The following is a 23290-nucleotide window of genomic DNA, read 5'->3' as shown; positions in this document are numbered from 1 at the left end:
CGCGTCGGTCAGCCGGCGTCGCGCTGGCCTGACCCGGCTCTCAGGCCGGCGGCCTCGAGCCCGACACCGACGACCTTCGTCATCAGCCCTGGCAGCGGCTCCCGCCCGATTGCGGCGATGGGCGTGAAGCGCATGCCCGCCGGCGCAGACATCGTCACCGCCGCTCGACCGAGGAAAACCGTCAATTCCAGAGGGAAATGCGTGAAGACATGGCGCACTGGCGGGGCGAGTTCGCGCCAGCGAGTGACCACCGGCGCATCCTGCGCAGCGCCGTCCAGCTCGTAATCGGCACGCCATTCGCTGGTCGGCACCTCCGCCATGCCGCCGAGCAGGCCTTTCGGCGGTCGCGTGCGCAGCAGCAGTGCGCCATCGTCCCGCAGTAGGACGAAGGCGGCGCCGTAGCGCGTGACGCCCGCCTTCTTCGGCGCCTTGCGCGGGAAGCTCTCCTGCGTGCCCTCGGTACGGGCGATGCAAGGGGAGCGCCAGGGGCAGAGGCCGCAGGCTGGGTTGCGCGGTGTGCAGATGGTGGCGCCGAGGTCCATCAGGGCTTGAGCAAAATCGCCCGGCCGATCCCGCGGCATCAGGGCCAGCACGCGCTCGCGCACCAGCGGCCGAGCACCGGGCAGCAAATCCTCGATCGCAAAGAGCCTGGTCATGACGCGCTCGACATTGCCGTCGACCGCCGCCGCCGGCCGGTCGAAGGCGATCGCGGCGACGGCGCCGGCCGTATAGGCGCCGATGCCCGGAAGGCTGCGCAAACCCTCCTCGGTATCGGGAAAGCGGCCGCCGTGAATGGCCATCACCGCGATGGCGCAGGCATGGAGATTGCGGGCGCGCGAGTAATAACCGAGCCCGGCCCAGGCCTGCATCACCTCCTCGGACGGCGCCGCGGCGAGCGCGGCCACCGTCGGAAAGCGCGCCATGAAGCGTTCATAGTAGGGCCTGACCGCCGTGACCGTGGTCTGCTGCAGCATGATCTCGGAAGCCCAGACCCGATAGGGGTCGGCTCGCTCGCCCGCTGTCGCACGCCAGGGCAGCGCGCGGCGGTGGCGGTCGTACCAGGAGAGGAGATCAGCGGCAGCGGCGGCAGGCATCGGCCGGTCTATATCGCGTTCACCGAGGCGGGCAAGGCGCTCATGCTGCGCGATCGGGCTCCTCTCCGGCATCCCGGCGGAACGCCGACGGGTCCAAAGCGTTCGACATGAAAGCACAGTATCGCAAACAGGGTCGGGAAACGCTCAGAGAGAAGGACAGGCCATGCCCATCGCCAAGAACACGATCTGCCTGTGGTTCGACAAGGAGGCGGAGGCTGCGGCCCGCTTCTATACGCAGACCTTTCCGAACAGCACGATGGGCGCGGTCCACCGCGCACCAACCGACTACCCATCCGGCAAGGCCGGCGACGTGCTGACGGTCGATTTCACCGTCGCCGGCATCCCCTGCATCGGGCTGAACGGCGGCCCCACTTTCAAGCACAGTGAGGCCTTCTCGTTCCAGATCGCCACGAACGACCAACAGGAAACCGACCGCTACTGGGATGCGATCGTCGGCAATGGCGGCCAGGAAAGCGTCTGCGGCTGGTGCAAGGACAGATGGGGCATCTCCTGGCAGATCACGCCACGCGTGCTGACCGAGGCCATGGCTACCGGCGGCGAGGACGCAAAGCGCGCCTTCACCGCGATGATGGAGATGAAAAAGATCGACGTCGCCACGATCGAGGCGGCCAGGCGCGGCTGAGGAGTCGGCACCGGGACCGACGCATTTCAGATCGGGGGGGCGCCCGGCCAGGCTCGGAGGGCTTGCCTCGCGATCGCCTCGAGTTCCGCGCGCGTGGCTCCGTCGCGGGCCTGGATCGACATGCCGTTCTGGACGGCGGTGAAAAAGCGCGCGAGGACAGGAACGTCGGTGTCCGCACATAGCTCGTCGTCCGCCACAGCCAGGCCGAGACGCTGCTCGATTCGCGTCACGGCCAACGCCCGGGCGGCCCGCACGCGCTCTCCGAGCTCGACATGGCCCTCGCTGCCGACGGCGGAGAGCGTCACCATGCAGCCGCGTGGATCGTTCTGGCCGCAGGAGCCGGTGAGCGCCGCGGCGGAATCCATCAGCAGTGCCTCGACAGCCTCGTAGGCCGTCGAGGCGCGGCGGAAATTGCCCCAGACCAGAGTCTCGAAGCGCTCGCCGAAATGGCGCAGCGCCTCGGCATAAAGCTCATCCTTGGAGCCGAAGGCGGCGTAGAGGCTGGGCGAGCCGATGCCCATCGCCTCGGTCAGATCGGAAATCGAGGTCGCAGCGTAGCCCTTGCGCCAGAACAGCCGAGTCGCCGTATCGAGCGCGGCCTGCCGATCGAAGGCGCGCGGACGGCCGCGGGAACGCGCCGTCCCGTTCAAAACTCCGACGTCCGGATTCTGTCCACCCAATTTCTGCATCGGTCGTTATATAAATATCTTGACGCGGCGATGCAACGCACCTAGCTATTTTTGTATCGACCAACACAGAAAGATACGATCATGAGTGAACTGACCGGCAAGCGCGCCCTCGTCACCGGCGCGGCGCGCGGCATCGGCGCGGCGATCGCCCTGGCGCTGGCGGAGAAGGGCGCCGATGTCGCCATCACCTATGAGCGCTCGGCCGAGCGCGCCGCGGAAGTGGTGCGCGCGATCGAGGCCAAGGGCCGGCGCGGCTTCGCGATCCAGGCGGACAGCGCCGATGCGGAGGCGGTCAAGCGGTCGGTCGACGAGGCGGCTCAGAGCCTCGGCGGCCTCGACATCCTCGTGAACAATGCCGGCATCGCCCGTGGCGGCCCGGTGGCCGAGCAGAGCCTCGCCGACATCGACGCGCTGCTCGCCGTCAACATCCGCTCCGTTGTGCTCGCCTCGCAGGCCGCGATCAAGCATCTGCCGGAGGGCGGGCGCATCGTCTCGATCGGCTCCTGCCTCGCGGAGCGCGTCCCCTTCCCGGGCGTCACGGTCTATTCGATGACGAAATCGGCGCTGCTCGCCTTCACCCGTGGGCTCGCCCGCGAACTCGGCCCGCGCGGCATCACGGTCAATCTGGTGCATCCGGGGCCGACCGACACCGACATGAACCCCGCCGCGGGAGGGCAGGCGGACGGCCAGCGCGCGATGACGGCGCTCGGCCAATACGGCAAGCCGGAGGATGTCGCGGCGGCCGTCGCCTTCCTGGCGAGCCCCGCCGCGCGGCAGATCACGGGCACGGGTATCAGCGTCGATGGCGGGGCGAACGCCTGAGGCGGGACGCTATTCCTTCTCTCGGATGAGGCGTGGGGAGTCGGGTTGGGGCGCAGCGTCGCTGTTGCGTCCCAACCCGCAACAGGCCCTCATCTCTCCCTCGCCCATCCGGGGCCAGGGTCGCACTCGGGCAATTCCGGTCAGAGTTTCAGGACGCATCCCAAAAGTCGGCCGGAAGCGCTTCGTCGTTTAGAAGCATAATTTCGAGCGGCGACACTGTTGTCGTCGCCGCCATCGATGATGGGGGTGGGGCCGTCGCGAGTTGTGCAGCGACAAAAATCGCGGCACCGGCGAGCGCGCACACTCCGAGTAGGCGTATCGGCTTCGACATTTTGAGACCGGCCATCGCAGGGCCTCCTGGGTCTGGGTTTTGGGAGCGCCAACGCGGCTCAACCATGTCCCTTGATCAGGGCATTGAACGTGATCTTCCTCACGGAAGGTGCGCGGTCTGCGACGATCGCCGCGGCCGGGCAATCGAGGAGGGGTAGCGCCCTATCGGACCGCCCCTCTCCACCACTCCACCACTCCACGTCCCTCGTCCCGCTTGCACCCCACCCTCACGCGCCCCACAATGGCGCATGGCCGCATCGCCCCTCGCAGACCTGATCGACGACTTGCTCGCGCCCGCGCTCGCGGCGCAGGGTTTTGCCGGGCGCGCCATCGTCTCGCTCTGGCCGGAGATCGTCGGGGAGCGGCTGGCGGCACGGACGCGGCCGCTCAAGATCGACTGGCCGCGCCGCCGCCCGGCGCCGGGCGAGGCGTCCGAGCCGGCGGCGATGGTGGTGCGGGTCGAAAGCGCCTTCGCACTCGAAATGCAGCAACTCGGGCCGATCGTGCTGGAGCGGGTCAATACGCATCTCGGCTGGCGGGCGGTCGGCAAGCTCGTGCTCAAGCAAGGGCCGGTCGAGGCGCCCGCGCCGAAGCGTCCGCCTCCTCCGCTCGATCCGGAAATCGCAGCGCGTGTCGAGCAGCAGGTCGCTGGCGTGACCGACCCGGCCCTGCGCGCCTGCCTCGAACGGCTCGGCCGCCATGTCGCGCAACGCAAGGCGTCGAGGTGATCGACACGGCTTCGTGAGCGAGCCCAACCGGCGGCGGTGACGATCTTGCCACAATCGTCGCGGCCTCTATGTTCCGCGCATCAGATTTGGGTCCCGGCGATCGCAAATCGACCTTACAACCTTTGCACTTCTCGGGAATGACCACGATGACGAACAGGCGACAGCTTTTAACCGGCGCAGCCGGGATCGCGGCGGCCGCGATGCTGGGCTCGCCAGCCGCCTACGCGCAGAGCGATCTCTCCACGCCCGGCCCGCTCGGCGATGTCTGGCTCGGCCCGGCGGACGCCAAGGTCACGATCATCGAATACGCCTCGCTGACCTGCGGCCATTGCGCGGCGTTCCACAAGGACACCTGGCCGGCGCTGAAAGCGAAGTACATCGACACCGGCAAGGTGCGCTTCACGCTGCGGGAATTCCCGCTCGATCCGCTGGCGACGGCCGGCTTCATGCTGGCGCGCTGCAACGGCAACGACAAATACATCGCGATGACCGACCTGCTGTTCAACCAGCAGAGGGCCTGGGCCTTCACCGACAAGCCGGTCGATGCACTCTCGTCGATGGTCAAGCAGGCCGGTTTCACACAGGATTCGTTCGAGGCCTGCTTGAAAAGGCAGGATATCTATGACGCCGTCACAGTCGTGAAGGATCGTGGGGCCAAGGCCGGAGTGGATTCGACGCCGACCTTCTTCATCAACGGGCAGAAGCGTTCAGGTGCGCTCTCGATGGCCGAATTCGACAAGATACTGCAACCGCTCGTCGGCGGCTGAGGGCGCGCGTTTTTTCAACATCCTCCCCGTCATCCCGGACGCAGCGCAGCGGAGCTCCGGGAGTCATCGTAGAGCGCGGTTCCCTATGATGGATCCCGGAGCGGCGCGGCTGCGCCGCCGGTCCGGGATGACGGGCGCGGTTGTTGCAGGGGCACGCCGATGCAGCTGACGCGCCTCAAGCTCACCGGCTTCAAGACCTTCGTCGAGCCGACGGAATTCCTGATCGAGCCCGGGCTGACCGGCGTCGTCGGCCCCAATGGCTGCGGCAAGTCCAATCTCGTCGAAGCGCTGCGCTGGGTGATGGGCGAAAGCTCGTTCAAGAACATGCGCGGCTCGGGGATGGACGACGTCATCTTCGGCGGCTCGAACGAGCGCCCGGCCCGCAACATGGCCGAGGTCGCGCTGACGCTTGACAATGCCGACCGCAGGGCGCCCGCCGCCTTCAACGAGACCGACGTCCTCGAAGTCACTCGCCGGATCGAGCGCGAGGAAGGCTCGACCTATCGCGTCAACGGCAAGGAGGTGCGGGCGCGGGACGTACAGCTTCTGTTTGCCGATGCCGCGACCGGCGCGCGCTCGCCGGCCCTCGTCCGGCAGGGCCAGATCAGCGAGATCATCTCGGCCAAGCCGCAATCGCGCCGCCGCATCCTGGAGGATGCCGCCGGAATCGCCGGGCTGCATAGCCGCCGCCACGAAGCGGAGCTGCGGCTCAAGGGCGCCGAGGAGAACCTGACGCGGCTGGAGGACGTGCTCGGCGAGATCGACGGGCAGATCGAGGCGCTGCAACGCCAGGCCCGTCAGGCCTCGCGCTATCGCAGCCTCGCCGCCGACATCCGCAGGGCCGAGGCGACGCTGGCGCTGATCGCGCATCACGAGGCGCGGGCGCAGGAAGCTCATGCCCGGAAGGCGCTGGAGGAGGCGCTGCGTGGCGTCGCCGACCAGACCGGCACCCAGGCGGAGGCCGCGAAACGCCAGGCCGTCGCCGCCCATGAGCTGCCGGCACTGCGCGAAGGCGAGGCGTCAGCCGCCGCCGGGCTGGTGCGGCTCAAGCGCGGGCTCGACGAATTGGAAGCCGAGAACCGGCGCGCCAAGCAGCGGGCCGAGGAGCTCGGCCGGCGGCTCGCGGAATTGCAGGGCGACCTCGCGCGGCAGGAGAGCGTCGCGCGCGACGCCGCCGAAAGCCTGGCGCGCCTGTCGGAAGAGGATGCTGCGCTCGCCCGCGATGGCGAGGGCGCGGCCGGAGGCACCGAAGCCGCCGCGGCCGCGCTCGCGGAGGCCGAAGCCGCGCTGGCTGCGGCGGAAGCCGATCACACGGCCTCTCAGGCCGCCCTGTCTGAACTCGCCGCGAAGCGCGGGGCGCTGGAGCGGGCGCTGCGCGAAACCAGGGAACGCGAAGCCCGCGCGGCTTCCGAGCGCGAGCGCCTGCTGCGCGATCAGGCCGCGCTCGATGCCAGCAGCGCGGCAGTGCCGCTGGAAGCTCTGCGCAACGCCGTCGCGGCCGGCGAAACGACGATGCGCGACAGCGACGCCGCGGCCGCAGCCGCGCGCTCGGCACTGGCGGCCCTCCGCGAGCGCGAGACGCAACTGCGCGCGCCGCTGGCGGAGGCCGACCGCACGGCGCAGCGGCTCGAGACCGAGATCCGGACGCTGCAGAAGCTGCTCGCACCGGCGAGCGGCGGCCGCTGGCCGGCAATCCTCGATTCGGTCAGCGTGGCCAAGGGCTACGAGGTCGCGCTCGGCGCGGCGCTCGGCGACGATCTCGATGCGGCGACCGATCTCTCCGCGCCCAGCCACTGGCGTGACACCGGACCGGGCAGCGACGATCCTGACCTGCCTGCGGGCAGTCAGGCGCTGGCTGCGCATGTGCGCGGCCCCGCCGCCCTTAAGCGGCGCCTCTCCCAGATCGGCATCGTCGCGCGGGCAGACGGCCCAAGACTGCGCGAACTTCTCAAGCCGGGACAGCGGCTGGTCTCGCGCGAGGGCGACATCTGGCGCTGGGACGGATTCACCGGCGCGGCCGAAGCGCCCTCCCCCGCCGCGCGCCGCCTGGCCGAGAAGAACCGGCTGGGCGATCTCGAACGCGAGGCGCAACGCGCGCGGGAAACGGCGGAAACGGCCCGGGAATCGCTCGAAGCGGCGAGCGCAGACGCCAGGACAGCCGCACAGGCGGAGACGACGGCGTTGGACGCCGCGCGGCTGGCACGCAGGACGCTCGACCAGGCGCGCGAGCAGCTCACGGTTGCCGAGCGCAAGGCGGGCGAAGCCGCCGCGCGACGCTCGGCCCTGACGGAGGCGATAGACAGGCTCGGGCGCAGCATCGCCGAAACATCGAGCCAGATTTCGACGCAGGAGGCGGCGGTCGCCGCCCTGCCGCCGACGGCCGAACTCGAAAGCACGCTGCTGAAGGCGCGTGTCGGGCTCGGCGAGCAGCGCATCGCGGCCTCCGACGCCCGTGCCCGGGTGCAGACCCTGTCCCGCGAAGCGGAGTTGCGCGCCGCGCGACGCGCGGCCATCGCCGCCGACGTAAAGGCCTGGCACGAACGTGCCGCCGCAAGCGGCCAGACCGCGGAGGAGACGAAACGCCGAATCGAAACGGTCGGCGCCGAGCGGACGGCGCTGCTGGAGGCGCCCGACACCTTCCTGACCGAACGGCGCCGGGTCGTCGCCGAGATCGAGAGCGCCGAGACACTGCGGCGCGCGGCGGCCGATCGCCTGGCGCTGGGCGAGGCGGCGCTGGCCGAAGCCGACCGGCAGGCGCGGATCGCACTGGAAGCACTGGCCGGCGCGCGCGAGATCAGGGCTGCCGCCGAAGCCAAGCTGGAAGCGGCACACCAACGTGTGGCCGATGTGACGAGGCAGATCGAGGATGGGCTGGAGACGGGCCTCGACGGCCTGTGGGCGATGGCGGGGCTCAAGGCGGGCGAGAATCCGCCGGATCAGGAGGATGTCGAGCGGCGCCTGTCCGGGCTCAAGGGCGAGCGCGAGCGGCTCGGCGCGGTCAATCTGCGGGCCGAGGACGAGTTGACCGAGGTCAAGGGCAAGCGCGAGGGGCTGACGACGGAGCGCGACGACCTCAGCGAAGCGATCAGGCGATTGCGCCAGGCGATCGGCGCGCTCAACCGTGAAGGACGCGAGCGGCTGCTCGCCGCCTTCGAGATCGTCAACGGGCAGTTCCAACGCCTGTTTGCGGTGCTCTTCGGCGGCGGCACGGCGGAACTGAAGCTGGTCGATGCCGAGGATCCGCTCGATGCCGGTCTCGAGATCTTCGCCCGCCCGCCCGGAAAGAAGCCGCAGGTCATGACGCTGCTCTCTGGCGGCGAGCAGGCGCTGACCGCGACCGCGCTGATCTTCGCGGTGTTTCTGACCAATCCCTCGCCGATCTGCGTCTTGGACGAGGTCGATGCTCCGCTCGACGACGCCAATGTCGAGCGCTACTGCGACCTGCTCGACGAGATGGCGCGCGATACCCAGACGCGCTTCATCCTGATCACCCACAACCCGATCACCATGGCGCGGATGGACCGGCTTTTCGGGGTCACCATGGCCGAGCGTGGCGTCAGCCAGATGGTCTCAGTCGATCTCGCAACGGCCGAGCGCATCCGCGAGGCCAGCTGAATGCTTCCGGCTGCAATTTCGCCAAGACCGGTTGAAAAAAGGCCACAATCGCAATCGCAATGCGGCAAGAATGTCGCACTTGCCCTGAATTTATAGATATTCCAATGCGTTAGCCCTTATCTGCCTGCCTTGACAGCTTGGGGGGCGGGCAATAAAGGAGGCCGTGCTGACGACGGCTCGATGCGCGGGCTCGGACAGGGATCGTGTAGTTTTTTGCAGGATCGTGGCCATTCCACGGTCAGGTATGGAGCTGCTGCCATGTCCGAACCCGACAAAAACGCTTCAGACTCGGAGTTGCGCGCAAGACTGGGTTCTTTGAAGGCCGCCCTCGGGAAGGCCGAAAAGAACGAAAAGCCGGGCGCGAGCCAGGCTGGACCGGACGGGGCCCTCGCAGGCGCCATGTCTTCAGGCTTTCGTGCGGCGACAGATCTCGCAGGCGGCATCATCGCAGGCGCCCTTATCGGGGTCCTCGCAGACCGGTGGCTGGGAACGTCCCCGTTCCTGCTGATCGCCTTCCTGGTGATCGGCTCCATCGCAGGGCTGCGCTCCGTCTATCGGCTCGGCTCGCGTCCGACCTCCGGGTCCAAGGACGGCGCGCCGAAGAAATGACCGAGGCTGGCGGCCGCATGGCCGCACGACAAGGGGCTGGAGAAACATGGCGGCTGGCGGCGGAATCGATCCGATCCACCAATTCGAGATCAAGCCGATCGTCGGCTTGCGGCCGTTCGGCCTCGACCTGTCCTTCACCAACGCATCGCTGCTGATGGTCCTGGTCGTGGCCGTGATCTCTGCGATCATGATCTATGGCTCGAGCCAGCGTTCGGTCGTGCCCGGCCGGCTGCAGTCGCTCGCCGAGATGATCTACGAATTCGTCGCCTCCACCGTCACCGGCGTGATGGGCAAGGACGGCATGAAGTTCTTCCCACTCGTCTTCTCGCTGTTCATGTTCGTGCTGTTCTCCAACATGCTCGGCATGATCCCCGGTTCCTTCACCGTCACCAGCCATATCGTCGTGACGGCGGCCTTCGCTTTCCTGGTGATCGGCACCGTGCTGGTCTACGGCGTCGTCAAGCATGGCAGCCATTTCTTCGGCCTGTTCGTGCCGTCGGGCGTTCCGGGCTGGCTCCTGCCCTTCATGGTGCTGATCGAGGCCGTTTCCTTCGTGTCGCGGCCGATTTCGCTCTCCCTGCGCCTGTTCGGCAACATGCTCGCCGGCCATATCGCGCTGAAGGTGTTCGGCGGCTTCGTCGTTGCGCTGCTCGCCGCCGGCGGTGCCGCGACGATCATCGCCCCGCTACCGCTGCTTCTGGCGGTCGCGCTGACCGCCCTCGAATTCCTCGTCGCCTTCCTGCAGGCCTATGTCTTCGCGATCCTGACCTGCGTCTATCTCAACGACGCCCTGCACCCCGGCCACTGAGCCAGTCAGGGTTCGCGAGAGCTTTCAACCCCGCCTTCTAGCTTTTCACACTGGAGAAAGACCATGGATCCCGTTGCAGCCAAGTACATCGGCGCTGGCCTCGCCTCGCTCGGCATGGGCCTCGCCGCCATCGGCGTCGGCACCATCTTCGGCAACTTCCTCTCGGGCGCGCTGCGCAACCCCTCGGCGGCCGACGGCCAGTTCCCGCGCGCCTTCATCGGCGCGGCGCTCGCCGAAGGTCTGGGCATCTTCGCCTTCGTCGTGGCGCTCGTCCTGCTCTTCGTGGTCTGACGCGCTTCGACTACCGCCTTCATGTCGCGCCCGGCCACCCGTTCTCGGGTTCGGGCGCGGCTTTTCATTTCCTTCCGCTGAAAGGCAGCCCATGCCGGTTCGATCTTCACGGCTCGTCAGGCGCGGATGGGCCGGTCTCGTCGCCTCAGTGCTGCCCGCCGCGCTGATGGCGGGAACGGCAGCAGCCGCGACGTCGCCCCTGAGCGGCGAAAAGGCCGCCTTCCCTCCCTTCGACGCCTCGACCTTCTCGGGTCAGCTCTTCTGGCTCGCCGTCACCTTCGGCGCGCTCTACTGGCTGATGTCGAAGGTCGCCCTGCCCCGCGTCGGAGCGATCCTCGAAGAGCGCGCGGACACGATCTCGCGCGATCTCGACAATGCCGCCCAGATGCAGGCCAAGGCAGAAGAGACCGCCAAGGCGTATGAGACCGCCCTGACCGAGGCCCGCAAGAACGCGCAGGGCATCGCCCAGGCGTCGCGTGACGCCGGCGCCAAGGCGTCGGACGAGCGCCGTCATGCCGTCGAGGCCGAGCTTTCGGCGAAACTCGCCAAGGCCGAGGCCACCATCGCCGCTACCAAGACCAGCGCCATGAGCAATGTGCGCGGGCTCGGCAGCGAGGTCGCGATTGCGATCGTCGAGAAACTGACCGGCAAGGCTCCGAGCGCCAGCGAGGCGTCCGAGGCGGTCGACCAGGTTCTGGCGCGCGGCTGAGGAGAAGACAGATGGATACTTTCTGGGTCGGCGTCGCCTTCTTCATCTTCATCGGCATCCTCGCCTATTTCGGCGTGCCGAAGGCCATCGTCGCCGCGCTCGATTCACGTGGCGAGAAGGTGGCTCAAGAGCTCGCCGAAGCGCGCCGCCTGCGCGTCGAGGCCGAGAAGCTGCTCGCCGAGTACGAGACCAAGCGCAAGGCGGCCGAGTCCGAGGCAGCCAGCATCGTCGCCGCCGCCAACGAAGAGGCCGAGCGCCTCGCAGCCGAGGCGGAAGCCAAGCTGAACGATTTCGTCGCTCGCCGGACCCAATCGGCGGAAGACAAGATCGCCCTCGCCGAGAGCCAGGCCGAGGCCGAGGTTCGCGCCGCCGCTGCCGAGGCTGCGACGCGCGCCGCCGAGGTGATCATCCGCGCCCAGGTCGGCGGCAAGACCGGCGATACGCTGTTCGCCGCCGGGCTGAACGAGGTGAAGGCGAAGCTGAACTGAGGCGTAAGCGCCTTGGCTGGTCCAAGGCCAGGAACGAGACAGTCACATCGACGCCGCGGCCTTCGGGCCGCGGCGTTTTTCGTTGTGCAGAGCGGAGCCGCGGAGACGAGCCGGTCATCCCCGACGCAGCGACGCGAACATCCGGAATCCAAGCCTGAACCTCGACTGGAAGCGCTCTGGAAGAAGCCGGGATCAAGCTTCCCGCCAACGCCCAGGTGGACGAGGCCAAGCTCCCCCAAAAGGTGGTTCCTGTGCCTTCTGCGCCGTCTGCCGGAAACCACCAGCGCTGCGAAGCCACCAAGCGCTCGCTCAACGCATCTTGGATTGCTTCCCGCCACGCTCGCGATGAACCCGGCGGTGCCGGCCGGCGCCTGCGAACTCAGTTCGCGGCGGTCTTCGCTGGCGGGCGCGGGATCGGCTTCGGCTCGCCCGTCGCGATCGGCTTCGCCTCCGGCGGCGTGGCCGGCTTGGGCTTGCGGCGCTGGATCGTCGAGGTGACGATGCCCTGCGGCGTGTCGAGCCCGTAGATGTCCTCGCGGAACTGGACCAGGCCGTCCGCGCCCTGCCAGCCGGTAAGATAGACCCAGGCGACCGGCACGGCCTTCTTGAGCGGGATGTTCTTGCGCTCGCCCTTGGCGATCTCGGCCTCGATCGCCGGCGGCGTCCATTCCGTGCCCTCGAGCAGCCAGGCGCCGAGGTCGCGCACGCCCTCGACACGGGCGCAGCCCGAGGAATTGAAGCGGACATCGTTGCGGAAGAGGGACTTCTTCGGCGTATCGTGCAGATAGACCGCCTCGCTGTTGGGCATGTCGATCTTCATCTGGCCGAGCGAATTGTCCGGCCCCGGATCCTGCCGCACCGTGAAATAGGGCGAGGTCAGCGTGGCCCAGTTGACGGTCGCGGGATCGATCTCGCGATTCTCGGCGCCGAGCAGCTTCATGTGCGACTTGGTGAGGAAGCCCGGATCCTTGCGCATATGGGCGATGATATCGGCCTTCACGATCGAGGTCGGCACCGTCCAGGTCGGGTTGAGGTTGACCGAGGTGATGTTGGCCTGGAGCACCGGCGAAGGCCGGTCCGGCCGGCCGACGATGGCGAGGTGGCGGCGCTGCACGGTACCGTTCTCGACCGCCTCGACGCTGGCGCCGGGAATATTGACCACGACATAGCGGCTGGCGAAGTTGAAGCCGTTGCCCTTCAGCCGCTCCAGCGTGGCGGTGAGCTGGTTCAGGCGGATCTCGACCGGGGTGTTCATAGCCTTCAGCGTCAGGCGGCCGACAGTCCCGAGATCGGAGAGGCCATGGCGGATCTGGAAGCGCTTCACCGCCGCGACGACATCGGCGTCGTAGACATCGCCCGGCAGGGCCTCGGGCGGCAGGTCGCCGCTCAGCATCAGGCGTTGCTTCAGCGCCGCGACATCGGGGCCCTGCGCGTCCGGTTTCAGCGCCGTGACGCTGCCGGGCACTTTGGGCCAGCCGCCGCGACCGGCGATGTCCTCATGGGCGATCAGCGCCTCGAGGGTGCGGTCATAGGTGTTGGGGCCATAGCTCGGCTCATTGGCGCGCGCGCCCGCAGCCCCCAACAATAAAGCGAGGGCGGCGACGGAGGCTTGGACGAAACGCACGGCCATGGACGAATCCCACACTGCGTCAATGACGCATGACCGAAGCATCCCTCGCACATGGTCAAGGAAGCCTTAAGGCGGCGCGGAGATTTACGTATCGGAATGTTGCCGCCAGCATATTGCTGCTGCCGCATAGCTTGACTACTATGACCATAACGGTCATCTCGATTACGGAGGCACAGATGCGCGTAGCAGCCAAGGACAATTGGACCGTCGCATCCGCCAAGGCACGGTTCTCAGAGCTGATCGACAAGGCGAAGAACGAGGGGCCTCAGACCGTCACACGCAATGGAAAACCGGCTGCGGTTCTGGTCTCCATCGATGAATGGGAGCGGAAATCGAACCGCAAGGGAACCTTCGCCGATTTTCTGCTCAACTCGCCACTGCGCGACTCCGGAATCGATCTGACGCGGGATGATCAGCCGCCGCGCGATATCGATCTGTGAGATTCCTTCTCGACACCAACGTCATCTCGGAAGGCCAGAAGCCCGCGCCCAATGCCGACGTCATCCGATTCTTGGCCGAAACGGATGAAGACCGTTTCCATCTGAGCGTCGTGACCATGGCGGAACTGCATCGCGGGCTCGCCCTGATGCAAGCCGGCGCACGCCGGGATCGGCTGGCCGGCTTTATCGAGACGGACTTGCCTGCGCGCTTCGGCGAGCGGCTGTTGCCGTTCATCTTGCCGACGGCGGTCGCTTGGGGCCATGTCATGGCGCTGTCGCGTCGCAGGGGACTGAACCTGCAGATGATGGACGCGATGCTGGCCGCAACCGCGATTACGCATGACCTCATCCTGGTCACACGCAACGTGCGAGATTTCGCAGGTCTCGACCTGCCGCTCCACGACCCTGGCGGACCGCCTAAGCGACGCTACTCCGCGGCCTCCGCCACCGGCGCCGGCTTGACCCATTTTAGAACCGGCTGACGGGCGGCGCGGGTCTCGTCGAGGCGGCGGATCGGGGCGTGATGCGGGGCGCTGGTGAAGCGCTCCTTGTCGTTGCCCTTGGCGGCCATGGCGAGGTCGCGCAGCGTCGCGATGAACAGGTCGAGCGAGGCCTTCGATTCCGATTCGGTCGGCTCGATCAGCATGGCGCCATGGACTACGAGCGGGAAATACACCGTCATGGGGTGATAGCCCTCGTCGATCATCGCCTTGGCGAAATCAAGCGTCGAGACGCCGGTGCCCTTGAGCCATTCGTCGTCGAACAGCGCCTCATGCATCGAGGGATGATCGGGGAAAGGCAGCGACATCAGGTCCGAAAGACCGGCGCGGATATAGTTGGCGTTCAGCACCGCGTCCTCTGAGGCCTGCTTCATGCCGTCGGCGCCGTGGCTAAGCATATAGGTCAGGGCGCGGACATACATGCCCATCTGGCCGTGGAAGGCGGTCATGCGGCCGAAGGGCTTGTTGCCCTCGGGCGCCTCCTCGCGCGTCTCGATCAGATGCGGCTTGTCGTTCTCGACATGGATGAAAGGAACGGGTGCGTAGGGAGCGAGGCGCTCGGACAGCACCACCGGGCCAGCGCCCGGCCCGCCGCCGCCATGCGGCGTCGAGAAGGTCTTGTGCAGGTTGATGTGCATAGCGTCGACGCCGAGATCGCCGGGCCTGGCCTTGCCGACTATCGCGTTGAAATTGGCGCCGTCGCAGTAGAAATAGGCGCCGGCCTCGTGCAGCGCCGCGGCGATCTCGACGATCTGCGGCTCGAAGATGCCGCAGGTGTTCGGATTGGTCAGCATGATCGCGGCGATGTCCGGCCCGAGCAGGGCCTTGACGTCCTCGACCGCGACTGTGCCGTCCTCGCGGGCGGGAACAGAGCGTACCGAAAAGCCGATCAGGGCCGCCGTCGCCGGGTTGGTGCCATGAGCCGATTCGGGGACGAGCACGACATTGCGGGTCGCGCCCTCGCCCTTGGCCTCGATCGCTGCCTTGATCGCCATCATGCCGCAGGCCTCGCCATGGGCGCCGGCCTTCGGCGACAGTGCCACGGCCGGCATGCCGGTCAGCGTCATCAGGTAGCGCGACAGCTCGAGCATGACCTCGAGGGCGCCGGGCACGGTCGAGAGCGGCTGGAGCGGATGCACGTCGGAGAAGCCGGGCATGCGGGCCGTCTTCTCGTTGAGACGGGCATTGTGCTTCATCGTGCAGGAACCGAGCGGGAAGAGCCCCGTGTCGATGCCGTAGTTCTTCTGGCTGAGGCGCACATAGTGGCGCATCGCCTCGGGCTCGGAGAGGCCGGGCAGGCCGATTTCGCCCAGACGCGCATGCTTGCCGAGACGCGCATTGAAGGGCGCGGGCTTGTCGATGTCGACGCCGGTCGTCTCGTGATGGCCGATCTCGAAGATCAGCGGCTCGATCTGCTGCAGCGCCTTGTTGCCGGTGAAGGTAGCGTGTTCCTCATGCGAGGTTCCGCCAGCCTGGGTAGGACGTCCCTGACGGTTCAACATCACAGCACCTCCACGAGCGCCGCCACGAGGGCCGCCCGGTCTTCATCCGTGTTGACTTCGGTATTGGCGATGATCAGCAGGTCGTCGAGCCCGGCATGCGGCAGGAGCCGCGAGACCGGCACGCCAGCGAGGATGCCCTTGGCGGCCAGCACCTCGACGACCTCGGCGGCGGGCTTCTTCAGCTTCACCGTGAACTCGTTGAAGAAGGTCTCGTTCAGCACCGTGACGCCGGTCACGCGGGACAGCGCATCGGCGAGCTTGACCGCATTGGCGTGGTTGACCTCGGCGAGGCGAGTGAGGCCCGCCTGCCCGAGCAGCGTCATATGGATGGTGAAGGCGAGCACGCAGAGGCCTGAATTGGTGCAGATGTTCGAGGTCGCCTTGTCCCTGCGGATATGCTGCTCGCGGGTCGAGAGCGTCAGCACGAAACCGCGCTGGCCGTCGGAATCAACCGTTTCGCCACAGAGCCGGCCCGGCATCTGGCGGATGTATTTTGACTTGGCGGCGAAGAGCCCGACATAGGGGCCGCCGAAATTCAGCGCGTTGCCGATCGACTGGCCCTCGCCGACGACGATGTCGGCATCCTGGGCGCCCGGCGGCACCACCGCACCGAGCGATACGACCTCGGTGAAGACAGCGATCAGCAGCGCGCCATGGGCGTGCGCCTTCTCGGCGATCGGCCTCAGGTCGCGCAGATTACCGAAGACATCGGGCGACTGCACGACGACGCAGGAGACGCTGTCGTCGATCTGCGAGAGGAGGTCCTCGCTCGCGGCGACATCGGGCTTCAGCGCAACGATCTCGTCATTCGCCATCTCGGAGAGTGTCTTCACCACCTCGGTGTAATGGGGGTGGAGACCTCCGGAGAGCACGGCCTTGCGGCGCTTGGTGACGCGATGCGCCATCAGCACGGCCTCAGCCGTGCCGGTCGAGCCATCATACATCGAGGCATTGGCGACCTCCATGCCGGTCAGCGCCGCGATCTGGGTCTGGAACTCGAAGAGATACTGCAGCGTGCCCTGCGCGATCTCGGGCTGGTAGGGCGTGTAGCTGGTCAGGAACTCCGAGCGCTGGATCAGGTGATCCACTGTCGCCGGGACATGATGCTTGTAGGCGCCGGCGCCGACGAAGAAGGGCACCGCGGATGCGGCGGTGTTCTTCGCGGACATGCGGGCCATGATGCGCTCGACCTCGAGCTCGCCCTTGGCGCGCGGCAGATCGAGCGGGGCCTTGAGCAGCTTGCCGGACGGCACGTCAGAAAACAGCGCGTCGACATCGGGCACACCGATGCGCGCGAGCATGTCCTCGCGATCGGTGTCGGTCAGGGGGAGATAGCGCATGGCAAATGTCCGTTTGCGGGTGTTGGCGCCGAACCGTTTGAAAACCGCGCCGTCATCCCGGCGAAGACCCGGGATCCATCGAAGGGCGGCGCGCTCTACGATGGATCCCGGAATTGCGCGGCGTTGCCGCTAGTCCGGGATGACGCCGAGGGTCGGATCAGAGCGTCTTGATGTAGTTCTGGTACTCGGCCTCGCTCATGAGGCTGTCGAGTTCGGCGGCGTCCCTGAGCTTGATCTTCAGGAACCAGCCCTTGCCGGCGGGATCCTCGTTGACGGTACCTGGCGCGCCTTCGAGCTCGCTGTTGACCTCGACCACCTCGCCGGAGACCGGCGCATAGACCTCCGACGCGGCCTTGACGCTCTCGACTACCGCGGCCTCACCGCCCTTGGTCAGCGCCTTGCCGACGCTCGGCAGCTCGACGAAGACGACGTCGCCGAGTTGGCCCTGAGCGTAGTCGGAGATGCCGACGGTGCCGGTATCGCCCTCGATGCGGATGTATTCGTGGTCCTTGGTATAGCGGGTCTCGGACATGGGATCAGGTCTCCGGAGCGGGAAAACGGGTGTCAGTCGGGTCAGCGCTTGTAGCCGTTGGGAACGAAGGGCATCGCGGCGACGACGGCCGGCAGCGGCTTGCCGCGCACGATCAGGTCGAGCCGCGTGCCGGGCACACTATGGGCCTTGGCGACATAGCCCATGGCGCAGGGCGCGTTCAGCGTCGGGCCGAAGCCGCCCGAGGTGACCTTGCCGACGATCTCGCCCTCGGGGGTCGCGATCTCGGCGCCTTCGCGGGCCGGGGCGCGGCCTTCCGGCAGCAGGCCGACGCGGACGCGCGAGACGCCCTCGGCGAATTCCCGCTGGATGCGGGCCGCGCCGGGGAAGCCGCCTTCCTCGCGGCGGCGCTTCTGGATCGACCAGCTCAACGCCGCCTCGACCGGCGAGGTCGTGGTGTCGATGTCGTGGCCATAAAGGCAAAGGCCTGCTTCCAGCCGCAGCGAATCGCGCGCTCCGAGCCCGATCGGCTTGACGGTGGCGTCGAGCAGGAGCGTGTCCCAGATCTCGCCGATCCGCTTGGCATCGGCCGAAATCTCGTAGCCGTCCTCGCCGGTGTAGCCGGAGCGGCTGACATTGGCCTTGATGCCCGCGACCTTCATGGTCCGCGAGGTCATGAAGCCCATCTGCGCCGCCTCGGGCGCGATCGCCGCCAGCGCCGCCTCGGCCGCCGGGCCCTGGAGCGCGATCAGGCCGCGATGCTCGGCCTTGATCAGCTTCACATTGGCGGGCAGGCGCGCCTCGATATGGGCGTAGTCGTCGGTCTTGCAGGCGGCGTTGACGACGAGATAGAGCGCTCCGTCCTCGTCGGGGTCGACCGAGCGCGTCACCATCAGATCGTCGAGGATGCCGCCCTCCTCGTTGAGGAGCTGCGAATAGCGCTGCTTGCCCGGAGCCAGGTTGACGATATCGGCGGGAATCAGGGCTTCGAGGGCGCGCGCCGTGGTCTCGTGGTCAGGCCCGACCAGGAAGCACTGGCCCATATGCGAGACGTCGAAGAGACCGGCCTTCTCGCGCGTCCAGTTGTGCTCGGTCAGGATGCCTGTCGGGTACTGCACCGGCATGTCGTAGCCGGCGAAGGGCACCATGCGGGCGCCGAGCGCGACATGGCGGGAATGGAGCGGTGTCTTCAGCGCCGGTGCGGTTGCACTCTCGGCGGCAGCTTCAGCAACATCGGCAGCCATGGACGGCCCCTTCCAGAGTCGAGCGCAAGCCCCGGACGGAACTGTCCGGAACGCGCCCCCTCTGTCTTGGAACCTGAGAGATTTCCCCGTACCGGCCTAGCAGCGCCGGACAGGTTACACCCGTCGGTGGGCGGAGTTTCCCCCGCCGCTTTCCAGAGTGCCAGTTCCCACGCGGTCCGTTTGCCTGAGCGTTTCCGGGGCGGTTGCGCCTTCGGCGCCGGAACCGGACAAGTCCGGCCCCGGTCTCTCCCGCGGGGATGTTGCGGCTGCAGGCACAGATACAAGACGGCGGCCTTGAGTCAATCGCGGCGCTGCCCGGTTTGTCGGCAATCCCCGCGACTCTTTATTGCGCTGACGTCGCCTACTGCGCCTAGCGGCGGCGGGCGCGCGCCGGCGTGGCTCCGCCGGCGCCGAGGCCGACGATGATCTCGACGTCACCGCGGCCAGCCGGAACGACGATGCCGTCCTCGACATGCGAAAAGTCGACGCCGCCCTGGCCGGACGCCACCGTGCCGCCAACGCGGGCGGCGCGGCGGGCGATCTGGGTCGTCCCACGCGACACCACCGTCGTCAGCGTCGCGCCATAGTTGCCGGCGCCGCCGGCAGGGCCGAGCAGCACGCGCCCCTCGATGCCGACCTTGAGGCGGAAGCCACCATTGCCGGTGGGCGTGCATTCGCGCGCGACGTTCAGGATCGAGATCTGGTGGCGCAGGCTGCCGCTGTCCTGCCCGGACTGGGCCCGAACCGCAGCGCCGCCATCGGCGATGATGACCTCCGGGCAGACCTGCTGCTCGTCTTCCTCTTCCTGCCGCTGCTCCCTCGACACCGGCGTGGCCGGGGGCGGCGTCGTCGACTGGAACATCACGACATTGGCGACCTTCTGCATCGCACTGGGCTGGCCCGAGGACGAGCTCGAAGAACCGCAGCCGGCCAACGCAAGGCAGAGGAACGGCAAGGCAAGCAGGCCTTGCCGGCGAAGGAGCATATCACTCACGGCAGGGTCTCCACGCCGGGGCCAAAACCGTTGAGGGAGACGGGAACGCCCACCCCCTCTTCCGGCGTCTGAAACACGATGAAGGTGGCGTTCTTACCACCCTTGAGCTGGCCGAGCAGGTTGTCGTCCATGACGACCTCGGCGACGCAGCCCGTGGTCAGGCAGCGCACGAAGCCGGCGCGGCCGATATCCTTGTCGTCGATCTTGAGGCCAAGACCGGAGGGCAGCAGCACGCCGAGCGGGGCGACCACACGCAGCAGCCGGCTCTTCTGATCGGCCGTCTTCAGCACGATGACGAGCAGCGTCAGATTCGGCCGGTCTTCGGCCGCGACGTTCTGGACGAGCGCGCATTGCTCGGTCTTGGCGCCGGGCGGCACCTCGCAACGCATCTGCCAGTCGCCATGCGTCGACTTGACCGCACCCTGGGCCTGCGCCTGGCCCGCGCCGAGCGCAACCCCCGCCAGCGCAAGGGCCGCCGCGCAGACAGGCCCGATGATCCTACCCATCCCTGCGATTCCTCCAAACCGGCGACCATCGCCGGACGTGCATCCCAAATCCTGCACCTAGAACTTGCGCGCGAAGCAAAGCGCGCAATTCAGGCAGAAAGCCGGCCCCGCCAGACGGAATCCCGCTTCACCCCACCATGGAGTGCGTTGGGACCATGCAGGCCCGGTCCTGTCAAGGCGAGAGCCGTCGTCGCCTGGCCGGTCCCACCAGGCCTCGCGCGATTATGCCGCACAGGATGCGTTGGCGCCCCGCATTGCCCCACTGGCGCAAGCGTGATGTTTGATTTATCGCAATCTCGAAGAGCAAGGTGACCTCGCGGTCGCACTGGCCACGCATGGATAAAACGCCTTCATGAGCGCTCCCGGTGGGGGCTTCTGGCGGGTGGCCGTGCTGGGCATGATGAGGAGCTATGTCGGATCGATGCGTTTTCTGAGCAAGACCCCAGCCATTCTGGCCGCATCGGCCCTTGCCGTCGCGGCGACGACGCTCCTGCCCGGTAGCGCCATGGCTGGAACCGGCATGCCGAGCCCGTGGCAACTTAACCTGCAGGGCGCGGCGACCGAGGTCGCCCACTACATCCACTGGTTCCACGACTGGCTGAACGTCATCATCTTCGCCATCTCGATCTTCGTGCTGGGGCTGCTGGTCTACATCGTCTGGCGCTTCAACGAGAAGGCCAACCCGGTCCCCTCCAAGACGACCCACAACGCCCTGCTCGAGGTCGCCTGGACGGTGATCCCGGTGCTGATCCTGGTCGTGATCGCGATTCCCTCCTTCCGCCTGCTCAAGCTCCAGCTCGAGGTTCCGCCGGCCGACGTCACCGTAAAGGTGACCGGCAAGCAGTGGTACTGGTCCTATGAATACGCCCAGGACGGCGGCGCCTTCGGCTTCGATTCGCTGATGCTCGACGAGAAGCAGCGCGCCGAGGCGATCGCATCCAAGAGGATTGCCGCCGACGAGGCCCCGCGCCTGCTCGCCGTCGACAACGAGGCGGTGGTGCCGGTCGGCAAGGTCGTGCGCGTGCAGGTCACCGGCGCCGACGTGATCCACAAGTTCACCGTGCCCTCCTTCGGCATCAAGATCGACGCCATCCCCGGCCGCCTGAACGAAACCTGGTTCAAGGCCGACCGCGAGGGCATCTATTACGGCCAGTGCTCGTTCATCTGCGGGCAGAACCACGCCTATATGCCGATCGCCTTCCGCGTCGTCAGCCCCGAGCGCTATGCCGCCTGGATCGCCGAATCGAAGCAGAAATTCGCCAATGCCGGCGACGCCGCCGGCAAGGTCGCCGCTGCCGGCGAGTGACTGCCCTTAACCTGCCACGGGCCAAAAGGCCCGCGGCGAATCTGATTTGACTGACTGTCGCGAAGCGATTTCGCACGAGGAGACCAAGGCGATGGCAACAGCGGCTCCGCACGCTCACGCCCACGGACATCATGACGAGGAACACGCCCATCCGACCGGATGGCGCCGCTGGCTGATGTCCACCAACCACAAGGACATCGGCACGCTCTACCTGATCTTCTCGATCATGGCGGGGCTCGTCGGCGGTTTCCTCTCGATCATGATGCGCATCGAGCTGCAGCAGCCGGGCCTCCAGATCTTCGCCAACGGCCAGAGCTACAACGTCTTCGTCACCGGCCACGGCCTGATCATGATCTTCTTCATGGTCATGCCCGCGGTCATCGGCGGTTTCGGCAACTGGTTCGTGCCACTGATGATCGGCGCGCCGGACATGGCCTTCCCGCGCATGAACAACGTCTCGTTCTGGCTGACGGTCGCCGCTTTCGTGCTGCTGATCATGTCGATGTTCATGGAAGGCGCCCCCGGCGCCCATGGCGTCGGCACGGGCTGGACGATCTACCCGCCATTCTCATCCTCGGGCCACCCGGGCCCTTCCGTCGATTTCGGCATCTTCGCGCTGCATCTCGCGGGCGCGGCCTCGATCCTCGGCGCGATCAACTTCATCACCACCATCCTGAACATGCGCGCTCCCGGCATGACGCTGCACAAGATGCCGCTCTTCGCCTGGGGCGTGCTGGTGACGGCCTTCCTGCTGCTGCTGGCGCTGCCGGTGCTCGCCGGCGCCATCACCATGCTACTGACCGACCGCAATTTCGGCACGACCTTCTACGATCCGGCCGGCGGCGGTGATCCGATCCTGTACCAGCACCTGTTCTGGTTCTTCGGCCACCCCGAAGTGTACATCATGATCCTGCCGGCCTTCGGCATCATCAGCCACATCATCTCGACCTTCTCGAAGAAGCCGATCTTCGGCTATCTCGGTATGGCCTACGCCATGGTCGCGATCGGCGTCGTCGGCTTCATCGTGTGGGCGCACCACATGTACACCGCCGGCCTCTCACTCAACACGCAGCGCTACTTCGTGTTCGCGACGATGGTCATCGCGGTGCCGACCGGCATCAAGATCTTCTCCTGGATCGCGACGATGTGGGGCGGCTCGATCCGCTTCACCGCGCCGATGGTCTGGGCGATCGGCTTCATCTTCCTGTTCACCGTCGGCGGCGTGACCGGCGTGGTGCTGGCGAATGCCGGCGTCGACCGCTCGCTGCACGCGACCTACTACGTCGTGGCCCACTTCCACTACGTGCTGTCGCTGGGCGCTGTGTTCGGCATCTTCGCGGGCTTCTACTACTGGTTCCCGAAGATGAGCGGCTATGTGATCCCGGACTGGATCGGTCAGTTGCACTTCTGGGTCGCCTTCTTTGGCGCCAACCTGCTGTTCTTCCCGCAGCATTTCCTCGGGCTCGCCGGCATGCCGCGTCACTATGCCGACTATCCGGACGCCTTCGCGGGCTGGCATTTCTGGTCGTCGATCGGCTCCTACATCTTTGCCTTCGGCCTGCTGATCTTCTTCTACGGGCTGTTCGTCGCCTTCACGAAGAAGCAGCTTGCCGGCGACAATCCGTGGGGCGAAGGCGCGACGACGCTGGAGTGGACCCTGTCCTCGCCGCCGCCGTTCCACCAGTTCGAGACGCTGCCGCGCATCACCGGCTCGGACCACTGATCTGAAGAGGCGGCGGGCTTTC

24 protein-coding genes and 2 riboswitches are annotated in these 23290 nt (G+C 67.1%); of the genes, 14 read left to right on the top strand and 10 right to left on the bottom strand.

What is annotated here, in order from left to right; translation table 11 throughout:
* Positions 1-8: 8 nt before the first annotated feature.
* Positions 9-1094 carry an A/G-specific adenine glycosylase gene (gene mutY, locus AC1RMY_RS12390; protein WP_492864813.1) on the bottom strand — a complete coding sequence of 362 codons (1086 nt, stop codon included), beginning with the start codon at positions 1092-1094 and terminating at the stop codon, positions 9-11.
* A gap of 163 nt (positions 1095-1257) precedes the next feature.
* Here mutY and AC1RMY_RS12385 point away from each other — a divergent pair, with 163 nt between their 5' ends.
* Positions 1258-1737 carry a VOC family protein gene (locus tag AC1RMY_RS12385; RefSeq protein ID WP_492864811.1) on the top strand — a complete coding sequence of 160 codons (480 nt, stop codon included), beginning with the start codon at positions 1258-1260 and terminating at the stop codon, positions 1735-1737.
* 26 nt (positions 1738-1763) lie between these two features.
* Here AC1RMY_RS12385 and AC1RMY_RS12380 read toward each other — a convergent pair whose 3' ends face one another.
* Positions 1764-2426 (bottom strand): TetR/AcrR family transcriptional regulator, encoded by a 663-nt coding sequence (locus tag AC1RMY_RS12380; protein ID WP_492864809.1) that lies wholly within the window; start codon positions 2424-2426, stop codon positions 1764-1766.
* An 81-nt stretch (positions 2427-2507) separates the two neighbouring features.
* On the opposite strand from AC1RMY_RS12380, the gene AC1RMY_RS12375 reads away from it, so the two are divergent.
* Positions 2508-3248, top strand: coding sequence for an SDR family NAD(P)-dependent oxidoreductase (locus AC1RMY_RS12375; protein WP_492864807.1), 741 nt, complete (start codon positions 2508-2510; stop codon positions 3246-3248).
* Between the two features lie 148 nt (positions 3249-3396).
* On the opposite strand, the gene AC1RMY_RS12370 is transcribed toward AC1RMY_RS12375, so the two are convergent.
* Positions 3397-3594, bottom strand: coding sequence for a hypothetical protein (locus AC1RMY_RS12370; protein ID WP_492864805.1), 198 nt, complete (start codon positions 3592-3594; stop codon positions 3397-3399).
* A gap of 232 nt (positions 3595-3826) precedes the next feature.
* Between AC1RMY_RS12370 and AC1RMY_RS12365 the strand changes: the two genes are divergently transcribed.
* The 8 genes from AC1RMY_RS12365 to AC1RMY_RS12330 all read left to right on the top strand — a co-directional run bounded on the left by AC1RMY_RS12365 (position 3827) and on the right by AC1RMY_RS12330 (position 11593).
* Positions 3827-4306, top strand: a complete 480-nt coding sequence (locus AC1RMY_RS12365; RefSeq protein ID WP_492864803.1) for a DUF721 domain-containing protein — start codon at positions 3827-3829, stop codon at positions 4304-4306.
* 146 nt (positions 4307-4452) lie between these two features.
* Complete coding sequence (locus tag AC1RMY_RS12360) at positions 4453-5073, top strand: DsbA family protein (RefSeq protein ID WP_492864801.1); 621 nt, start codon at positions 4453-4455, stop codon at positions 5071-5073.
* Positions 5074-5232: 159 nt separating this feature from the next.
* Positions 5233-8688, top strand: coding sequence for a chromosome segregation SMC family protein (locus AC1RMY_RS12355; protein WP_492864799.1), 3456 nt, complete (start codon positions 5233-5235; stop codon positions 8686-8688).
* A gap of 258 nt (positions 8689-8946) precedes the next feature.
* A complete protein-coding gene (locus AC1RMY_RS12350; RefSeq protein ID WP_492864797.1) occupies positions 8947-9297 on the top strand; it encodes an AtpZ/AtpI family protein in 351 nt (116 codons plus the stop codon).
* 46 nt (positions 9298-9343) lie between these two features.
* Positions 9344-10105, top strand: a complete 762-nt coding sequence (locus AC1RMY_RS12345; protein ID WP_492864795.1) for a F0F1 ATP synthase subunit A — start codon at positions 9344-9346, stop codon at positions 10103-10105.
* Between the two features lie 63 nt (positions 10106-10168).
* Positions 10169-10396: a F0F1 ATP synthase subunit C gene (locus AC1RMY_RS12340; RefSeq protein ID WP_043231023.1), complete on the top strand. Its 228-nt coding sequence runs from the start codon at positions 10169-10171 to the stop codon at positions 10394-10396.
* Positions 10397-10487: 91 nt separating this feature from the next.
* Positions 10488-11105 (top strand): F0F1 ATP synthase subunit B family protein, encoded by a 618-nt coding sequence (locus AC1RMY_RS12335; RefSeq protein WP_492864793.1) that lies wholly within the window; start codon positions 10488-10490, stop codon positions 11103-11105.
* 11 nt (positions 11106-11116) lie between these two features.
* Complete coding sequence (locus AC1RMY_RS12330) at positions 11117-11593, top strand: F0F1 ATP synthase subunit B family protein (protein WP_492864791.1); 477 nt, start codon at positions 11117-11119, stop codon at positions 11591-11593.
* Between the two features lie 379 nt (positions 11594-11972).
* Here the strand turns inward: AC1RMY_RS12330 and AC1RMY_RS12325 are convergent, their stop codons facing one another.
* Positions 11973-13223 carry a L,D-transpeptidase family protein gene (locus AC1RMY_RS12325; RefSeq protein WP_492864789.1) on the bottom strand — a complete coding sequence of 417 codons (1251 nt, stop codon included), beginning with the start codon at positions 13221-13223 and terminating at the stop codon, positions 11973-11975.
* A gap of 29 nt (positions 13224-13252) precedes the next feature.
* Between AC1RMY_RS12325 and AC1RMY_RS12320 the strand changes: the two genes are divergently transcribed.
* Both AC1RMY_RS12320 and AC1RMY_RS12315 read left to right on the top strand, forming a co-directional pair.
* On the top strand, positions 13253-13663 hold the full coding sequence (locus tag AC1RMY_RS12320; RefSeq protein ID WP_492864788.1) for a type II toxin-antitoxin system Phd/YefM family antitoxin: 411 nt from the start codon (positions 13253-13255) through the stop codon (positions 13661-13663).
* A complete protein-coding gene (locus AC1RMY_RS12315) occupies positions 13660-14145 on the top strand; it encodes a type II toxin-antitoxin system VapC family toxin (protein ID WP_492864786.1) in 486 nt (161 codons plus the stop codon). Before AC1RMY_RS12320 ends, AC1RMY_RS12315 begins: the two co-directional genes overlap by 4 nt.
* On the opposite strand, the gene gcvPB is transcribed toward AC1RMY_RS12315, so the two are convergent.
* The 6 genes from gcvPB to AC1RMY_RS12285 form a co-directional block, all read right to left on the bottom strand.
* Positions 14091-15665, bottom strand: coding sequence for an aminomethyl-transferring glycine dehydrogenase subunit GcvPB (gene gcvPB / locus AC1RMY_RS12310; RefSeq protein ID WP_492864785.1), 1575 nt, complete (start codon positions 15663-15665; stop codon positions 14091-14093). The two genes, AC1RMY_RS12315 and gcvPB, sit on opposite strands and share 55 nt — an antisense overlap.
* Positions 15665-17005: an aminomethyl-transferring glycine dehydrogenase subunit GcvPA gene (gene gcvPA / locus AC1RMY_RS12305; protein ID WP_492864783.1), complete on the bottom strand. Its 1341-nt coding sequence runs from the start codon at positions 17003-17005 to the stop codon at positions 15665-15667. The genes gcvPB and gcvPA overlap by 1 nt, the downstream gene beginning before the upstream one ends.
* 157 nt (positions 17006-17162) lie before the next feature.
* The gene (gcvH, locus tag AC1RMY_RS12300) at positions 17163-17537 is read right to left on the bottom strand and encodes a glycine cleavage system protein GcvH (protein ID WP_492864781.1); all 375 of its coding nucleotides are present in this window, start codon (positions 17535-17537) and stop codon (positions 17163-17165) included.
* A gap of 41 nt (positions 17538-17578) precedes the next feature.
* Entirely contained in the window at positions 17579-18739 is a 1161-nt protein-coding gene (gene gcvT / locus AC1RMY_RS12295; protein WP_492864780.1) for a glycine cleavage system aminomethyltransferase GcvT, read from the bottom strand.
* 51 nt (positions 18740-18790) lie between these two features.
* Positions 18791-18901: riboswitch (glycine riboswitch) on the bottom strand.
* Positions 18902-19001, bottom strand: a riboswitch (glycine riboswitch).
* A gap of 108 nt (positions 19002-19109) precedes the next feature.
* Complete coding sequence (locus AC1RMY_RS12290; RefSeq protein WP_492864778.1) at positions 19110-19733, bottom strand: hypothetical protein; 624 nt, start codon at positions 19731-19733, stop codon at positions 19110-19112.
* Positions 19730-20239: an invasion associated locus B family protein gene (locus AC1RMY_RS12285; protein WP_492864776.1), complete on the bottom strand. Its 510-nt coding sequence runs from the start codon at positions 20237-20239 to the stop codon at positions 19730-19732. The genes AC1RMY_RS12290 and AC1RMY_RS12285 overlap by 4 nt, the downstream gene beginning before the upstream one ends.
* Before the next feature lie 421 nt (positions 20240-20660).
* On the opposite strand from AC1RMY_RS12285, the gene coxB reads away from it, so the two are divergent.
* Positions 20661-21545 carry a cytochrome c oxidase subunit II gene (gene coxB / locus AC1RMY_RS12280; RefSeq protein ID WP_492865306.1) on the top strand — a complete coding sequence of 295 codons (885 nt, stop codon included), beginning with the start codon at positions 20661-20663 and terminating at the stop codon, positions 21543-21545.
* Between the two features lie 91 nt (positions 21546-21636).
* Positions 21637-23268 carry a cytochrome c oxidase subunit I gene (gene ctaD / locus AC1RMY_RS12275; protein ID WP_492864774.1) on the top strand — a complete coding sequence of 544 codons (1632 nt, stop codon included), beginning with the start codon at positions 21637-21639 and terminating at the stop codon, positions 23266-23268.
* Positions 23269-23290: the final 22 nt, after the last annotated feature.

The sequence above is a fragment of the Allobosea sp. GW822-FHT03F07 genome (assembly GCF_058801345.1).
Note: the sequence above shows the minus strand (reverse complement) of the source record. Positions and strands in the feature narration are given on the sequence as shown.

Bases quoted from the DNA above. Each gene is read 5' to 3' on its own strand.
- mutY (WP_492864813.1), bottom strand. From the start codon at position 1,094: ATGCCTGCCGCCGCTGCCGCTGATCTCCTCTCCTGGTACGACCGCCAC.
- AC1RMY_RS12385 (WP_492864811.1), top strand. From the start codon at position 1,258: ATGCCCATCGCCAAGAACACGATCTGCCTGTGGTTCGACAAGGAGGCG.
- AC1RMY_RS12380 (WP_492864809.1), bottom strand. From the start codon at position 2,426: ATGCAGAAATTGGGTGGACAGAATCCGGACGTCGGAGTTTTGAACGGG.
- AC1RMY_RS12375 (WP_492864807.1), top strand. From the start codon at position 2,508: ATGAGTGAACTGACCGGCAAGCGCGCCCTCGTCACCGGCGCGGCGCGC.
- AC1RMY_RS12370 (WP_492864805.1), bottom strand. From the start codon at position 3,594: ATGGCCGGTCTCAAAATGTCGAAGCCGATACGCCTACTCGGAGTGTGC.
- AC1RMY_RS12365 (WP_492864803.1), top strand. From the start codon at position 3,827: ATGGCCGCATCGCCCCTCGCAGACCTGATCGACGACTTGCTCGCGCCC.
- AC1RMY_RS12360 (WP_492864801.1), top strand. From the start codon at position 4,453: ATGACGAACAGGCGACAGCTTTTAACCGGCGCAGCCGGGATCGCGGCG.
- AC1RMY_RS12355 (WP_492864799.1), top strand. From the start codon at position 5,233: ATGCAGCTGACGCGCCTCAAGCTCACCGGCTTCAAGACCTTCGTCGAG.
- AC1RMY_RS12350 (WP_492864797.1), top strand. From the start codon at position 8,947: ATGTCCGAACCCGACAAAAACGCTTCAGACTCGGAGTTGCGCGCAAGA.
- AC1RMY_RS12345 (WP_492864795.1), top strand. From the start codon at position 9,344: ATGGCGGCTGGCGGCGGAATCGATCCGATCCACCAATTCGAGATCAAG.
- AC1RMY_RS12340 (WP_043231023.1), top strand. From the start codon at position 10,169: ATGGATCCCGTTGCAGCCAAGTACATCGGCGCTGGCCTCGCCTCGCTC.
- AC1RMY_RS12335 (WP_492864793.1), top strand. From the start codon at position 10,488: ATGCCGGTTCGATCTTCACGGCTCGTCAGGCGCGGATGGGCCGGTCTC.
- AC1RMY_RS12330 (WP_492864791.1), top strand. From the start codon at position 11,117: ATGGATACTTTCTGGGTCGGCGTCGCCTTCTTCATCTTCATCGGCATC.
- AC1RMY_RS12325 (WP_492864789.1), bottom strand. From the start codon at position 13,223: ATGGCCGTGCGTTTCGTCCAAGCCTCCGTCGCCGCCCTCGCTTTATTG.
- AC1RMY_RS12320 (WP_492864788.1), top strand. From the start codon at position 13,253: ATGACCGAAGCATCCCTCGCACATGGTCAAGGAAGCCTTAAGGCGGCG.
- gcvPB (WP_492864785.1), bottom strand. From the start codon at position 15,665: ATGTTGAACCGTCAGGGACGTCCTACCCAGGCTGGCGGAACCTCGCAT.
- gcvPA (WP_492864783.1), bottom strand. From the start codon at position 17,005: ATGCGCTATCTCCCCCTGACCGACACCGATCGCGAGGACATGCTCGCG.
- gcvH (WP_492864781.1), bottom strand. From the start codon at position 17,537: ATGTCCGAGACCCGCTATACCAAGGACCACGAATACATCCGCATCGAG.
- gcvT (WP_492864780.1), bottom strand. From the start codon at position 18,739: ATGGCTGCCGATGTTGCTGAAGCTGCCGCCGAGAGTGCAACCGCACCG.
- AC1RMY_RS12285 (WP_492864776.1), bottom strand. From the start codon at position 20,239: ATGGGTAGGATCATCGGGCCTGTCTGCGCGGCGGCCCTTGCGCTGGCG.
- coxB (WP_492865306.1), top strand. From the start codon at position 20,661: ATGCGTTTTCTGAGCAAGACCCCAGCCATTCTGGCCGCATCGGCCCTT.
- ctaD (WP_492864774.1), top strand. From the start codon at position 21,637: ATGGCAACAGCGGCTCCGCACGCTCACGCCCACGGACATCATGACGAG.